Annotated in this window: 15 protein-coding genes; 6 read left to right on the top strand and 9 right to left on the bottom strand. The window is 63.5% G+C overall.

The genetic code is table 11. The features are described from left to right. Positions 1-13 precede the first annotated feature (13 nt). The 4 genes from A5788_RS16460 to A5788_RS16445 all read right to left on the bottom strand — a co-directional run bounded on the left by A5788_RS16460 (position 14) and on the right by A5788_RS16445 (position 2518). Entirely contained in the window at positions 14-310 is a 297-nt protein-coding gene (locus tag A5788_RS16460; RefSeq protein WP_064868701.1) for an MSMEG_0570 family nitrogen starvation response protein, read from the bottom strand. Next, positions 303-1202: a carbon-nitrogen hydrolase family protein gene (locus A5788_RS16455; RefSeq protein ID WP_049699300.1), complete on the bottom strand. Its 900-nt coding sequence runs from the start codon at positions 1200-1202 to the stop codon at positions 303-305. Before A5788_RS16455 ends, A5788_RS16460 begins: the two co-directional genes overlap by 8 nt. Positions 1203-1236: 34 nt before the next feature. Further along, entirely contained in the window at positions 1237-1761 is a 525-nt protein-coding gene (locus A5788_RS16450) for an MSMEG_0572/Sll0783 family nitrogen starvation response protein (RefSeq protein WP_005203430.1), read from the bottom strand. A 373-nt stretch (positions 1762-2134) separates the two neighbouring features. After that, on the bottom strand, positions 2135-2518 hold the full coding sequence (locus A5788_RS16445) for a DUF5997 family protein (RefSeq protein ID WP_064868813.1): 384 nt from the start codon (positions 2516-2518) through the stop codon (positions 2135-2137). A gap of 46 nt (positions 2519-2564) precedes the next feature. Between A5788_RS16445 and A5788_RS16440 the strand changes: the two genes are divergently transcribed. Beyond that, entirely contained in the window at positions 2565-3326 is a 762-nt protein-coding gene (locus tag A5788_RS16440) for a LysR substrate-binding domain-containing protein (RefSeq protein ID WP_064868704.1), read from the top strand. Between the two features lie 134 nt (positions 3327-3460). On the opposite strand, the gene A5788_RS16435 is transcribed toward A5788_RS16440, so the two are convergent. From A5788_RS16435 to A5788_RS16415, 5 genes are all read right to left on the bottom strand, one after another. Next, entirely contained in the window at positions 3461-4741 is a 1281-nt protein-coding gene (locus A5788_RS16435; protein WP_064868707.1) for an FAD-binding oxidoreductase, read from the bottom strand. Then, positions 4741-5508: an SDR family NAD(P)-dependent oxidoreductase gene (locus A5788_RS16430; protein WP_064868709.1), complete on the bottom strand. Its 768-nt coding sequence runs from the start codon at positions 5506-5508 to the stop codon at positions 4741-4743. The genes A5788_RS16435 and A5788_RS16430 overlap by 1 nt, the downstream gene beginning before the upstream one ends. Next, positions 5505-5984 (bottom strand): MarR family winged helix-turn-helix transcriptional regulator, encoded by a 480-nt coding sequence (locus tag A5788_RS16425; protein WP_064868712.1) that lies wholly within the window; start codon positions 5982-5984, stop codon positions 5505-5507. The genes A5788_RS16430 and A5788_RS16425 overlap by 4 nt, the downstream gene beginning before the upstream one ends. Positions 5985-6075: 91 nt before the next feature. Then, complete coding sequence (locus tag A5788_RS16420; RefSeq protein ID WP_231894350.1) at positions 6076-6525, bottom strand: winged helix-turn-helix transcriptional regulator; 450 nt, start codon at positions 6523-6525, stop codon at positions 6076-6078. Positions 6526-6605: 80 nt separating this feature from the next. After that, positions 6606-7541, bottom strand: a complete 936-nt coding sequence (locus A5788_RS16415) for an NADP-dependent oxidoreductase (RefSeq protein ID WP_064868718.1) — start codon at positions 7539-7541, stop codon at positions 6606-6608. A 241-nt stretch (positions 7542-7782) separates the two neighbouring features. Here A5788_RS16415 and A5788_RS16410 point away from each other — a divergent pair, with 241 nt between their 5' ends. The 5 genes from A5788_RS16410 (at position 7783) to A5788_RS16390 (ending at position 13779) form a co-directional block, all read left to right on the top strand. Then, complete coding sequence (locus A5788_RS16410; RefSeq protein WP_064868721.1) at positions 7783-8445, top strand: SDR family oxidoreductase; 663 nt, start codon at positions 7783-7785, stop codon at positions 8443-8445. A gap of 58 nt (positions 8446-8503) precedes the next feature. Next, complete coding sequence (locus A5788_RS16405; protein ID WP_064868724.1) at positions 8504-8983, top strand: MaoC family dehydratase; 480 nt, start codon at positions 8504-8506, stop codon at positions 8981-8983. 54 nt (positions 8984-9037) lie between these two features. Beyond that, positions 9038-9883, top strand: coding sequence for an MBL fold metallo-hydrolase (locus A5788_RS16400; protein ID WP_064868727.1), 846 nt, complete (start codon positions 9038-9040; stop codon positions 9881-9883). Positions 9884-10031: 148 nt separating this feature from the next. Next, positions 10032-10853 (top strand): alpha/beta fold hydrolase, encoded by an 822-nt coding sequence (locus A5788_RS16395; RefSeq protein WP_064868730.1) that lies wholly within the window; start codon positions 10032-10034, stop codon positions 10851-10853. A 193-nt stretch (positions 10854-11046) separates the two neighbouring features. After that, complete coding sequence (locus tag A5788_RS16390) at positions 11047-13779, top strand: LuxR C-terminal-related transcriptional regulator (RefSeq protein ID WP_064870673.1); 2733 nt, start codon at positions 11047-11049, stop codon at positions 13777-13779. Positions 13780-13804 lie beyond the last annotated feature (25 nt).

Raw genomic sequence — 13804 nt, 5'->3', positions numbered from 1 at the left:
CTCCAGAATGTGGTCAGGAAGTGGGTAGTGCCGGATGCATGTCGAGAACCTCGACGGTCGACTCATCGTCGTATCGGCGGGCTGTGTTGTTGATGTCCTCAGCGGTTGCAGCGGCAGACGTACAAGCGAATCCATACTTGGCGCGGACGCGCTCAGCGGCTTCGCCGAGGGCGGCTTCGGTACGGGTTCGGAATTCAGCCACCGTGTAACTACTGCCGACATTGAGGTGGTCGCGCATGACGAGACTCGGCGAATAGCACTGCTGCACAGCACCATCGGGCCACCTCACGGTGAACGTCATCTCAGGCATGAGCGAGGTCCCGCCATCCCGCGGTTCCGGTCGGGTCCACCTCGACGAGTTCACCGTAGACGTCCGGACGACGATCTCGCAGGTGGAACATCCCGCCTCGCATCGCTCTGAAGGTCCCGGCGATGTCGACGTCGGCTACGGCGAGTCCGCTTTCGAGCAGCGTGGTGTCGAGGATGTTGCCGCCCGGATCGACGATCTTGGCGTTGCCGACGTACCGCAACGAACCGAACGTTCCCGATTGGTTTGCGGCAACCCAGAACACCTGGTTATCGAGGGCACGGGCTGTATCGAAGAGATTGAACCGGTAAGTCCAACGATCGTCCTGCAGATTCTCCGCGGTCGCGGTACGCGCCGCCGGCCACGCCGAGAGACTTGCGATGATCTCGGCACCGTTGAGTGCCATGATGCGCGCGGCTTCGGGAAATGCTTTGTCATAACAGATTTGAAGTCCGACGCGCCCCACAGGGGTGTCGAAGACTCCGTACTCCGAACCCGACGAGTAGGACATGTTTTCGCCAAGCGGTTGGTGCACCTTGCGATAGTTGCCGTAGATCTGGTCGCCGTCGAGGACTGCGGCCGCGTTGTAGCGTGTCACGCCGTCCTCAGCGAGTTCGCAGAAGCCTATGGCGATCACCATGTCGCCGACAATCTCCTGCACGCGTGCGATTTCGGGACCGTCGAGGCGGATGGCCGGCGGCAACGATCGCTTGGTGTTCTTGACGGTGTCGCCGTGGTTACCGAGCGATGAGAGGTATCCCCCGATCGCGGCCTCGGGAAACACCAGGAACTCGACACCTCGTGCGCGGGCCTGCGCCACATAGTCGGCGATTGTCTGATAGTTCTGTTCAAGGTCGCGCGTGAAGTTCGCGGCGACTGTACCAATAGTGGTCACGTGAATATCTCTCGGGGAGTGGGGATCTCGACGATCAGACCATGTAGGTGGAGTTGATGATCGCACCCTTGCGGGCGTAGTGAATCAGCGCGTCCTGCACGTCGAGCGGATGTGCCGGAATGACGCCCTCGATCAGATCTTCTTCCCGACCACCGTGCAGCGCGAGACCGAAGCGACACGCAAAGACGGTTCCACCCTCCTTGATGAAGGTCTCCAACGCGTCGTTGATGTTCTGCTCGCCGGGGAAACCGGAGTCACCGGTCTTTGGAAACCCGCGTGTGGCAAGGCAATTGATTGCTCCGGGACCGTAGAAGTAGATAGCCGACTCGAAGCCCTTGCGTAGCGCGCGGGTGGCCTGCAGCACTGCGACGAACGATACCGAGGACTCGTGCGCGATGCCGTGGACGAGCGTGAAGTAGGTTTCGCCCTCCTCCGCCTGGTAGTCGGGGAAGATCTTGGTGCCGCCGTAGATATTCGAACCCTTGGGCAGGGAGGGATGCGGAATCTCGGCAAGAGACTTCGCAATGTTCTCGGTGATGGTGTCGTCGAACATGGCCATGGGGTTACTCCTCGATGAGACGGGCGAGACCGCCGTCGTGTGATGGGGGTGTGCGGGCGACACTGCCCACTGGCGAAGAAGTGATGGTCGGATGGCTTGGGATACTTGACGTTCCGACTGATGACAGTTCACGCCCGATTTATTACGTGATGGTTACTGATGGAAAAATTGGCGCCCGGATCGAGTTAACGTGAGCGTGCGGGTTCCACCCCTCACGATTCGGGGAACCTCTGAATACTCAAACGGTGCGTTCGGCCCTGCGCTGAAGGCAAGAGGTACCTAGCTTCGTCTCGTGAGTATCGGCGGCTATTCCTGCGCGCGGTTGCATCTGCGGGAGAACCACCAGGTGTATGTCGGCCGGACCGGCGGAGGCTCACACCTCGCTGCTGGGCTCCTCACGCTCGCGCCGACGGTCGGCTTGCAAGGATTTGATCCGACGCTCCTCGCGTAGGGCCTCGACGTGCTTGGTGCGCTCGGCGGCAAGCCAGTCTGGCATCTCTTCGAGCAACGCGTTGATCTGCTCGGTCGTCAACGCCTCGGTCACCTCGCCCCGGACCAGCCCGGAGTTGGAGATCCCGAGTTTGGCGGCTACCAGATTCTTCGGGTGCGGTCCGTTGGCACGCAGATCGCGCAACCACTGCGGCGGATCGGCCTGCCAGGCCGACACCTGTTCCCGGGTTATCGTTCCGGAGCGAAACTCGTCGGGTGTCGCGGGAAGGTAGATGTCGAGCTTCTTGGCGGCGGTGGCCGGCTTCATGGACTGCGAGCTCATACTCGCAGCGTATCCCCGGTAGCCTCGGGGCGTGAATTCGACCGTCGATCCCGATGAGTCCAGTGCTGTGGTCTTCCGGCTCGCATTTGTGCCGGGTGCCACACCGGGGAAGTGGATCCGCATTTTCGGGGAGCGCCACCCGGACGTTCGACTCGACCTTGTACCGATTGCGGTCGCCGACACCGCCGCAGCGCTTATCGACCGCAGCGTCGACATTGCGATCACCAGGCTGCCCGACGCGCTCTCCCATGCCGAACTGGGTCCGCACCACATCATCGCGCTGTACGAAGAAACAACGGTGGCGGTGATGGGCAAGGACAACGTGCTCACCGCAGGTGACGAGTTGTCGCGGGCCGACCTTGCCGACGAGAACGTGCTCTGGCCCCTCGATGAACCGCTCGTCGTCACCGAACGTCCCGGTAACGCCGTGGACCATCGGCCAGAGACGACCGCCGACGCGATCGAACTCGTGGCCAGCGGGATGGGGGTGGTGCTGGTGCCGCAATCGCTGGCGCGTTTGCACCACCGCCGCGACCTCGACTATCGCCCGGTCACCGACGTCCCGACAAGCACCGTCGGACTGCTGTGGCCGCAGCCCACTTCGGATCTGGCGGCGGAGTTCATCGGGATTGTGCGTGGACGCAAGGCCACATCGTCGCGTGGCACGTCCGAACCGCCACCGAGGCGGTCGGCGAAAGAGAAGGCGGCCGCCAAGCGAGCATCTCGCGAAGCGGCCGGAACGATACCGACACGCGGAAAAGCGAAGGCGCGTAAAACTCGACGGTCGCGGTAAAACCTACTGTTGGCCTGCGCATCTCGAATCCAAACTTCTGCACGGCTGTCCACCTCGACCACCGCTCAGGCGAACCGCTCAACGGACTCGCCGATCCGTTACCGCCGCGCGTCCCTGTTGCGCGAGAAGGCTTCTCAGCGAACCGTGGCGTCGAAGTTCTGGGTGAACACGCCATCGGGATCCCACTCATGCTTGATCGTGCGCAGCCGCGCGAGGGTCGGCGCGGGGAACGCAGCGTCGATGTCTTCTGGCCGGTGGTTTGACTCGAAACTGAGGTAGATGCCGTCTCGGCGAGCGCGGATCGGTTCCCACGCGTCGTCGAACGCCTGGGTGGCGTGGTCGGCGACAGCGGTGACCGAGAAGCTCTGGTGGCGGTGGGCATACGCGGTGGCATCTGCAGGCACGTCGTTGATCGCCCCTCCCGCAGAACGGATCTGGATCATCTGCGCACCGTTGGATGCGAGGAGTTCGCCGATGTCGGCAGCGAGATCATCGTCGAGATGATCGACGAGTGCCGTGTGCATGACAGCGGGTTGCTGGCCGACATGCGGCGCACCGGAGGTGAGCGGGACGGCCGGGTAGGGAACCAATTCGGCTCGTGCGCCGACGATGTCGGGCAACTCCGTGAACGGTGTGAGCGCGCGGGTCGCCGCCGCCGCGTCGTCGCCGGCGTAGACGACCGTCGCTTGCGCGAATGGTCGCGCACCGGCACCGATGTACAGGAACGCCGAGATTTCGCGAGGAGCGGTCTCGACCTCACGTCCCCAATCGGCGAGAAACGTTGCCACGTCGGAGATGTCGTACGCCAGCGCCGCCCGCGCCACCGTGGGCGTGGTGCCGGCCTCGAACTCGAATCGGGTGACGATCCCGACGTTGGCGCCTGCGCCGCGGATCGCCCAGAACAGGTCGGGCTGCTCGTCGTGCGACACCCGCATGATGCGCCCGTCGGCGGTGACGATCTCGGCCGCGCGTATGCGGTCGATCGTCAACCCTTGTGCTCGTCCGAGCAGTCCGATTCCGCCGGTGGTCGCCAGGCCACCAACACCGACATCGCCTGAGTCTCCGGAAGTCAGGGCCAGCCCCCAGCCGTAGAGGCTGCGAGCGACAGCGCCCCACCGCGCACCTGCTCCGATGGCCACCGTCGCCGAACCCACATGCTCCACATGATCGAGGTGCCGCAGATCGATGACGGTCCCTCCGTCATTGGTGGCGATGCTGCTGATCCCGTGCCCACCGCTGCGGATCGCGAACGGATCACCCCGCCCCACAGCGATTTCCAATGCACGAGCCGTTTGGTCTGCGTCGACCGGCAGAAGCACACGGGCCGGACTGCCCGTGGCCGAGTAGACGTGCCGAACATCTTCGTAGCCGGGGTCGCCGGGAGTAATGATGCGAAGCTCATCGGTCGTGCCCATCAGTGCGCCTCCGGTCCGACACGCTTGTCCGTGAGGTAGTGCACCGTGGTGTCGGAGAGGGGGCTGGTCCCGACGACCAACGCCGCGACATGTGCGCCGACCTCCTCGCCCTCGAGCCACGTCGGATCGTCGACGCCTGCACGCTGCCGCGCACGCGTCCGTACGACGCCCAAGATCACCTGATAGAACCGCGGGCCACGACCATCCAGTTCCGCGGCGATCGTCCGCGTCAGCGACTTCGACGCCGCCGCACTCAATGCGACACCGGCCGCTCCGGGGAACGGGATGTCGGCACTCATTCCGTTGAGCTGCAAGATCATTCCGGTGCGCGCTGTGTGCGGCAGAAAGCCGCGAAAGAGCCGGAAGACGGTCGTCAGATTGGCATCGAGCAGGTGTTGCCACTCGTCGTCGTTGAGGGACAGTGCGGGTCTGCGCCCCTGATTCCCCCACGACGCGACCGCGACGACGACTCCGTCGAACGTTCCATAGGTTGTGGCGAGTGCCTCGATCTGCGCGTCGAGATCGGGCGCTGACGCGTCCAGAATCTCGGTGTGCAGCCGCTGATCGGTCTCCGCGTCGACGACGTTCGCCCGCAGCTCATCGAGTCGGGCGCGATCACGGCCGGTCGCGATGACCGTCGCGCCATCGTCGAGCAGTGTCCGAACGACGCCTTCGCCCACGCCCCCGGAGCCGCCGACGACAACGACTGTCTTTCCCTGAAGGTCCGGTGTGGTCAATTCCCAGGCCGGGTGTACTGCAGTGGTCATGCTTGCGCTCCTTGCGTGTTGGCGGCGACTCGCGCCGCGTTGGTTTCCAGTGCGGTCAGGGCGTCTCCGAGCGCGGCCAGCTGCGCGTCGGTGAGTGCATCACCGAACCACTGTTTGGCCGCCCGCAGATGTGGTCCGACGGCCCTTCGGTGGGCGCGGCGACCGTCATCGGTCAGCGAGATCGTCGACGCGCGACCATCACCATCGATCTCCGGTCCGCGCTCGAGCAGGCCCCGTTTCTCCATCCGACCGAGTTGGTGTGCAAGTCGGCTGGAGTCCCAACCCATCTCCCGTGCGCAATCCGACGGCCGCGCAGATCCGCCGGCCTCGACGAGATGAGCCAACACGGTGAATTCCTGCTCGGAGAGGCCAGCGTCTTTCAGTCCCCGACCAACCTCGCGTCGCAGGGTCTCGGTCACGGTCTGTAAGCGCTGCCAGACGTCGAGCTGGCGAGCCGATAGGTGATTAGCTGACATGTCAGGTAAAACCCAGTAGGCGTCGATCTATTCCCGTTAGTTCAGAGCGGTATGCCCCACGCCTCGCTGACGCGGAACCAAGGAGCCCGAATTACTGCCCCTTGCGCACCAGAGCCACAGCTGCGGGGTCGGCAATTTCTCCGCCCCGACGACGCAAGCTGGCCAGCACCGGTTCCTGCGTTGCCGAGTCGACAAAGCGGTACCCGTTGTCTGCGGCCCGAGGTAGATAGCTGTATCCCCACTGCGCGAGCGAGGCCATGACAGTACTCAGCGCGTGGCCGGCCTCGGTCAGCTCGTAGGCCTGCCGACGACGGTCACCGACTTCCTGATACTCCACCTGCTCGAATACCCCTGCAGCAACCAACGACGCCAACCGCGCACTGAGGACGTCGGGCGCGATCCCGAGTTCTGATCGGAACTCCGAGAACCGCGTTCTACCCCGCAAGGCCTCTCGGATGATGAGCACCGACCACCGCTCGCCCAACACCCCCATGGCGCGAGCTATCGGGCACGCATCGTCCGTCCACGCTGTTCTTGGCACGCGTCGATTGTCACACACCCTAACTTGGCTTATGCAACCCAGGTGTTCTCTTACCGCTTCACATGGCGGCCTGGGATTGATCAGGAATCGTCCTCGACCACGGTGAGGACGGTCTTGCCGGGTCCGGCCTTACTGGCCTGTGCCTGCCCGGCGTCCGCCAACGGGAAAGTGGCTGCCACCACAGGCTGCAACCGCGCTTCCGATACCAGTTTCGCCAACTCGGTCATACCGAGCCGGTCGGCCTCCACGAACAGGCCTGCCAATCGAATTCCCTTGCCGGTAGCCGATTCCGCGACGTCGGGCAATGACTGGGGAAGAGTGGATACGAGGATGCCGCCGGGCTTGAGTGCCTGCACAGCCTTGCTCGGATAGTCGTGTCCGATGACGTCGAAAACCACATCCAGATCGGTGACGACATCAACGAAATCTGTTGTCGTGTAATCGATCACCTCGTCGACGCCCAACCCGGTGAGAAAGTCGGCGCTTGCCGCGCCTGCCACTGCGTAGACGTAGGCGCCGCGGGCCTTGGCGATCTGGACTGCCAAGTGCCCGACTCCACCTGCGGCGCCGGTGATCAGGACTCTGCTCCCCTGCCCCACGTGTGCCGTCTCGACCAGCGCTTGCCACGCGGTGAGTCCTGCCAGTGGCAATGCCGCCGCGTGCACGTGGTCGAGTGCCGCGGGCTTCGGCACGAAGACACGGGTGGGCGCGACGACGTACTCGGCGTACGCGCCGTGCCCCTGCGGAAATGGCAATAGCCCGACCACTTCGTCTCCGGGCGCAAACAGTGTCGACCCGAGTCCGACCTTTTCGACCGTCCCCGACACATCCCAGCCGAGGACGAATGGCGGGTTTCCGACGAACATGCCGGTTTCGCGGTTCATCGCATCGACGGGGTTCACGCCCGCAGCGTGCACCCGAACGAGGATCTGGCCGAGCCCTGGAGTAGGGGTGTCGATATCGACCTCGGTAAGCACTTCTGGTCCGCCGAGCCTGTCCTGGCTGATAGCGCGCATGAGAATCGGAGTCCTTTCATCGAGGTGTCAGGTCGAACAGTTGGTCCCAAGAGCTGGTCGAGGTCTGCAACGACTCTGTGCCCACCCTTGCTCATACTGGCGGCGACGGGTATCCGTCAGATGACTGTGGCGGACCGACGCACAGTCATCTGACGGATACCTGTCGCGACGTACTTTGGATCAAGCTCGTCCGTGGAGACCCCCGAGCGATAGCGAGACTGAAGTGGCGACAACAACAACGGTGAGCGGAGCAACTGCCGTAGTGACAGGTGGACGACGCGGATTGGGTAAGGCCATCGTCGACGAACTGCTCGCCCGCGGAGCGGCCAAGGTGTACGCAACCAGCCGGACACCGGAAGCAAGCGACGACGCACGGATCGCCAACGTCGCACTCGACGTCACAGTTGAATCGTCGGTATCGGCCCTGGCAGACACGGCGGCCGATGCCACGATCATCGTCAACAATGCAGGTCTACTCGCCGGGCAGTCGCTGCTGAGGTCACCGATCGACGACATCGAAGCCACCATGGAGACCAACTTTTTCGGCCCGCTGCGTGTGACTCGTGGGTTTGTGCCGAAACTCGTAGCGGCCGACGAAGCCGCCACGATTGTCAATGTCGCCTCGGTGCTCGCGTGGATACCCGGCTCCGGGGCGTACGGCTGCTCCAAAGCCGCACTGTGGTCGGCGACGAATTCACTGCGCTTGGAGCTCGAACCGCAGAACATCAACGTCGTGGGGGTGTATCTCGGCTACACCGACACAGACATGGTGTCGGGCCTCGACGTCCCGAAGAACGATCCTGCAGATGTCGCCCGTCAGATCGTCGACGCCATCGAATCCGGCGCACCCGAAGTGATTGCCGACGACGTCACCCGCGCCGCCCGCAGTTCCGTCTTTCGCTGACGTCTGCGCGATGAGTTGCAACGCATGACCGACGAAACGACACACGGAAGGATCCTCGATGCCAACGTTGTTCCTCGAAGACCTGACGCCGGGCCAGAGCTTTTCCGGCACAACGACGATCCAGATAACCGCGGAGGACATCCAGCGGTTCGCTGCCGAGTTCGATCCTCAACCGTTCCATCTCAGCAACGCGGGTGCGACCGATTCCGTCTTCGGGACGCTGGCCGCCAGCGGCTGGCACACTGCCGCAGTCACCATGCGGTTGCTCGTCGACAGCGAGTTCCGGCCCTCCGGAGGAGTCGTCGGAGCCGGATTCGATGATCTGCAGTGGCCGCTACCGGTGCGTCCGGGCGACGAACTGCGAGTCACGAGTGAAGTCCTCGAGGTCCGCCGATCGAGATCGAATCCACTCATCGGCATCGCCAAGGTTCGTACCGTCACGCTGAATCAGAATGATCAGCCGGTACAGGTATCAGTGGGCAATCTCGTGATCCCGGCGCGCGATATTCCGAAAGAGCCTGGTACGCAGACTGACTGACCGACTACACAGTTCCTAATACCGACGAATTGCAGTACAGAAGGAGTGTTAGCGATGCCAGAGCTGACATACGACGTTTTGGTTCTCGACGGCACGCCACGTTCCGGGGACATGCGCCTCCCGAGCGGGGAGTCCATCGTCTCCTCGCCACTCTCAGTCACACTCGTGCAAGGCAGTTCGGATGCAGTTCTCGTCGACGCGCCGTACACCTATGGTCAAGTTGAGCGGGTTCGCGACTGGATCCGTGATTCGGGACGAAACCTCATCGCCGTCTATATCACCCACGCGCACGGCGACCACTGGCTCGGAGTGCACGAACTTCTCCGCGAATTCGGCGACGTGCCGGTGTACACCACTGCCGGCCCCTTATCGCGGATGCCCGGCGAAGCAACAGAGGGGCGAGATCAGTTGTGGGACCGCGTGTTCGGTGGTCTGATTCCGCCGTCTCCCGTCATCGCGCAGTTGTTCCCTACCGACGGACTGCAACTCGAAGGTCACGACCTGATTCCGGTCGACCTCGGCCACACCGACACTGCAGACACGACCGCGCTCTGGGTGCCCGATCTGCGACTGTTACTCGCCGGAGACTCCGTCTACAACGGCGTCCACCAGTATGTCCTGGAGACACCTGACGGCGGCTTCGATTCCTGGCTCGCCGCACTTGACACCATCGCCGCTCTCGAGCCGGCCTTCGTCGTCGCCGGCCACAAGGCCCCAGGGAGCGACGACAATCCGCGATGCATCGACGAGACCCGCGACTACCTGGTCTTTGCCCGCGAACTGCTCGCAACTGTCGACCGGCCTGACGAGTATTACAAGCGGATGCTTCGGCGATATCCGAAGCGCGTCAACGCAGGACCCGTCTGGTACTGCGCGCTCGGTCTGCTCACCGGTCGATAACACATTTTCGGTTAGGTAAATCAGCGCGATTACACCCCTGTGCAGTCAACAAACGTATACCGCAGGCAGGAAGGCCCGAACAGAATCGGTCTTGGGGCGTCACCAATCGTGTTCGCTCCCAAAGCCGCCATCCGTGAGGGAGACTCAGATGCCATTCATAACCGCTGCCGACGGCGCCCAGATCTTCTACAAGAAATGGGGGTCGGGCCGCCCGGTGATCTTCAGCCACGGATGGCCATTGAGCGCTGACGCGTGGGACGTCGAGATGAAACTCCTTGCCGACCATGGCTATTGCGCAATCGCTCATGACCGTCGCGGACACGGCAGATCCGAGCAGACGTGGACCGGCAACGACATGGATACCTACGCCGCAGACCTCGCCGGACTCGTCGATGCCCTGGACCTGACCGATATTTCACTCGTCGGGCATTCCACCGGAGGGGGCGAGGTCGTGCGTTATGCAGCCCGCCACGGTCAGGGTCGGGTCAGCAAGATTGTCACGGTCGGAGCGGTACCGCCGGTCATGGTGCGTTCCGAACGGAACCCCGAGGGCACTCCGATCGAGGCATTCGACGACATCCGCGCCAACGTTCTCGCCGACCGCTCAGCCTTCTGGCAAGACCTTGCTCTGCCGTTCTATGGCTTCAATCGCGAAGGGGCGGACGTCTCCAAGGGACTCATCGACGAATTCTGGCGTCTGGGCATGCAGGCGGGACTCTCTGCCGCCTACGACTGCGTTGCCCAGTTCTCCGAAACCGACTTCACCGAGGATCTCCAGAACCTTCAGGTACCAATCCTGATCGCTCATGGGGACGACGATCAGATCGTGCCCATACACGATTCCGCGGCCAAGGCAATCGACCTGGTCAAACACGGCACTCTTCGCATCTACCCCGGTGCATCGCACGGTATCCACGGCGCCTACCAAGCGGCGCTGGGGCGCGACATCGTGGAGTTCCTCGGCGAGTGACGACACCGGTTACACGTCGACGCCTTCGGTAGGTGTAGAGAGGCAATCCCTCTGGGTTGGAATAGCCTATTCAGGATGCTAGGGTCCAATTGTGACTCTCCTGCAGTCGGATATGCGGACAGGAAACAGCACCGACGCACGCCGGCGAACTGATCGCTCGAGCGGTCCGGCGGGGGTTACCCGAGCCGGATCAATGATCGGTCGCGTCGAAGAGTTCGAGGCCATTGTCACTGCCGCTTCCTGCGCCCGAGAGCAGGGATGTGCCCTCGTCGTCGAGGGACATCCCGGAATCGGTAAGACGACGCTGCTCACCTCGTCGGCACGATGGGGCAAGGACAACGGGTTCACGGTTCTGTGCTGCGCCGGAGTCCAGTGCCAGACCAAGGTGGGCTACGCCGCAGTACACGAGTTGGTACGCCCGATTCTCGGGTATGCCGAATCCCTTCCGCCACACCAGAAGCGCGCACTTCTCGGTGCGCTCGGACTGGGCGAACCTGTCGAGTCAGACCCGCTCCTGATCGGCGTCGCGGTGCTCGGGCTGATCGAGGAGGCATCGGCGCGGCGTCCGCTGATGCTCATCGTCGACGACGCGCACTGGCTCGACGGCTCGTCTCTGCATGTGTTGACGTTCGTCGGGCGCCGAATCTCATCGGCAGCAGCGGTCTTGCTGTGCGCGGCTCGCCCGGGGCTCGACGGTGAATCGGCCCGGCTCGTGTCTCTGCCTCGTCTGACGTTGGGTCCTGTCGACGAATCGGCCTCACGGGCCCTGCTCGCCGACGCACTCGCAGCCGGACCGACGTTGAGTGAACTGGCCCAGCGTCGGGTGCTCCACGAGGCGGCTGGCAACCCGTTGGCCATTGCCGAGCTCGCGAAAGCCGTCGCCGCGACGGACGACCACCATCTCTGGGGTGGAACGCCGCCACTGCCAACCACCCGACGTATCGAAAGGATCTTCCTCGAACAACTCGGCGTACTACCCGAACCCAGCAGGCAGATGCTCGCACTCGTCTCGGCGAGCGACGCGACGTCGTTGACAGAAGTGTTGGACGCCGCACGGCGCGTCGACCTACCCGAGACCTGCTTGGACCCGTTGGAACGCACGGGCTTGATCACTGTCGATGACGGCGTCATCAAGGTGCGACACCCTCTGATCCGATCGGTGGCGTACAGCGCAGCGACGTTATCGCAGCGTTCGACGTTCCATCGCGCGCTCGCTGAAGCCACCAGCGACCCAGCGCAGGCCACCTGGCAGCGGGCCGCCGCCTCTTACGGGCGAGACGAGGTCATCGCTACAGAACTCGAGTACGTCGCGCGCGCCGCAGGACAGCGGGGCGCCAACGCCGAAGCCGCCGCGGCGTGGCGGCGCGCGGCGATGCTGTCGACCACACCGGGTGGGCGCGTGCGCCGCCTGGTGCGCACGATCGAACCGGCTTGTCGAGCGGGGTTGACCACGGAGGCGATCAACATTGTCGACGAGGCCGAACCGTTGGCCACCGGCCTGGATGATCTCGTCGAACTCGCCACCGCCCGTTTCACTCTCGGCGTCACCGCCGGTGTGGCGGTGCCCGCGATCGCCGACTTGCTGGCGTTGGCAGATCGGCTCGCCGACGCCGACACACCGGAGCAGCATCTTGCACGCGTCAACTTGGTGGCCGCTGCCGCGGCACAGTGTCGGATGCACGGTCTCGACGAGGGCGATCGCCACCTCGTGGCAGACAGTCTGCACCGTCTGGAAGTCCTTGAAGAACCCGCGATTGAGGTCGCGTTGGCGACCGTAGAAGACACCAAATACGCGCACCAGTTCCGTTCGCACGCAACGTCTCTTCACGCCGCTGCCAACGACGACACCATGCTGCTGATGTCGATGGGCTTGGCCGCCGAATCGGTCTCTGATCTGTCGACGGCTCAGCAATGTTGGGACAGAGCTATTCGAGTTGCACGCACCAGCGGGGCGCCGAGCATCGAATGCGAGGCACTGCGCGGATCAGCGCGCGCACAGATCATCTCAGGCAGGCTCCCCGAGGCAGCGATGAGCGCGCAAACCGCGTTGCGCATCGCAACTGACTGCGACATGTCTCTCAGCATGGGGAGCGCCGCAGCACTACTTGCGCGCGCTCATGCGTGGCGCGGGCGCTCCGCCGACGCACAGAGCGCACTGGCAATCGCTCGTCAGCACATCCCTGTCGACACGTCACTGCTCTGGATCGACGATTTGGCTTGGGCCAGCGGCCTTCTCGCTCTCATCCGACACGATTACGACGAGGCGTTCACGGAATTGTCGAAGATGGCGCGGGACCGTAGCTCCCGCCGGTGGGCCATTGCAGATCTGACGGAGGCAGCAGTGGCGAGCCACAACGTCGACAGCATTGGCACGCTGGTGGACGAAATCGGCTCCGAGGCAGCAACATTGGGGTCCCCGTATCTGCTCGCCCTGGTGCATCGGAGCCGAGCATTGTTGGCCGGCAACGATATCGACGCCGAAGAACACTTCCGGACAGCACTGCACGACGGTGCCCGCGCCGAAGCATCGCTGGAATACGCTCGCACCCAACTGAATTACGGACAGTGGCTGCGTCGGCAACGTCGGATCGTCGATTCACGGGTTCAACTTTCGGCGGCCCTCAGGGAATTCCAATCGCGCGACGCCGAGCCGTGGGTGCAACGGACCCGCACCGAACTTCGGGCAGCCGGGGTGCAATCGCCCGGAGATTTGACCCCCACGAACGACGTAGAAGCGGAGTTGACCCCACAGGAAATGCAAATCGCACGCCTGGCCGCGTCGGGGCTCAGCAACCGTCAGATCGCTGATCAGATCTACGTGTCACACCGAACCGTTGCGGCACACCTCTACAAGGTCTTTCCCAAACTCGGGATCAGTAGCCGGAACCAGATCCGAGACGTCCTCGGCGAACGCGAGCGCCATTGAATTGACACTTGCGTCTGTCCTAGTG

Origin of the sequence: Gordonia sp. 852002-50816_SCH5313054-c (genome assembly GCF_001665925.1) — a bacterium.
Taxonomy (GTDB): domain Bacteria; phylum Actinomycetota; class Actinomycetes; order Mycobacteriales; family Mycobacteriaceae; genus Gordonia; species Gordonia jacobaea.
Note: the sequence above shows the minus strand (reverse complement) of the source record. Positions and strands in the feature narration are given on the sequence as shown.

Coding starts and splice junctions, on each gene's coding strand:
- A5788_RS16460 (WP_064868701.1), bottom strand. CDS start 310: ATGCCTGAGATGACGTTCACCGTGAGGTGGCCCGATGGTGCTGTGCAG.
- A5788_RS16450 (WP_005203430.1), bottom strand. CDS start 1,761: ATGGCCATGTTCGACGACACCATCACCGAGAACATTGCGAAGTCTCTT.
- A5788_RS16445 (WP_064868813.1), bottom strand. CDS start 2,518: ATGAAGCCGGCCACCGCCGCCAAGAAGCTCGACATCTACCTTCCCGCG.
- A5788_RS16435 (WP_064868707.1), bottom strand. CDS start 4,741: ATGGGCACGACCGATGAGCTTCGCATCATTACTCCCGGCGACCCCGGC.
- A5788_RS16430 (WP_064868709.1), bottom strand. CDS start 5,508: ATGACCACTGCAGTACACCCGGCCTGGGAATTGACCACACCGGACCTT.
- A5788_RS16425 (WP_064868712.1), bottom strand. CDS start 5,984: ATGTCAGCTAATCACCTATCGGCTCGCCAGCTCGACGTCTGGCAGCGC.
- A5788_RS16415 (WP_064868718.1), bottom strand. CDS start 7,541: ATGCGCGCTATCAGCCAGGACAGGCTCGGCGGACCAGAAGTGCTTACC.
- A5788_RS16405 (WP_064868724.1), top strand. CDS start 8,504: ATGCCAACGTTGTTCCTCGAAGACCTGACGCCGGGCCAGAGCTTTTCC.
- A5788_RS16400 (WP_064868727.1), top strand. CDS start 9,038: ATGCCAGAGCTGACATACGACGTTTTGGTTCTCGACGGCACGCCACGT.
- A5788_RS16395 (WP_064868730.1), top strand. CDS start 10,032: ATGCCATTCATAACCGCTGCCGACGGCGCCCAGATCTTCTACAAGAAA.
- A5788_RS16390 (WP_064870673.1), top strand. CDS start 11,047: ATGATCGGTCGCGTCGAAGAGTTCGAGGCCATTGTCACTGCCGCTTCC.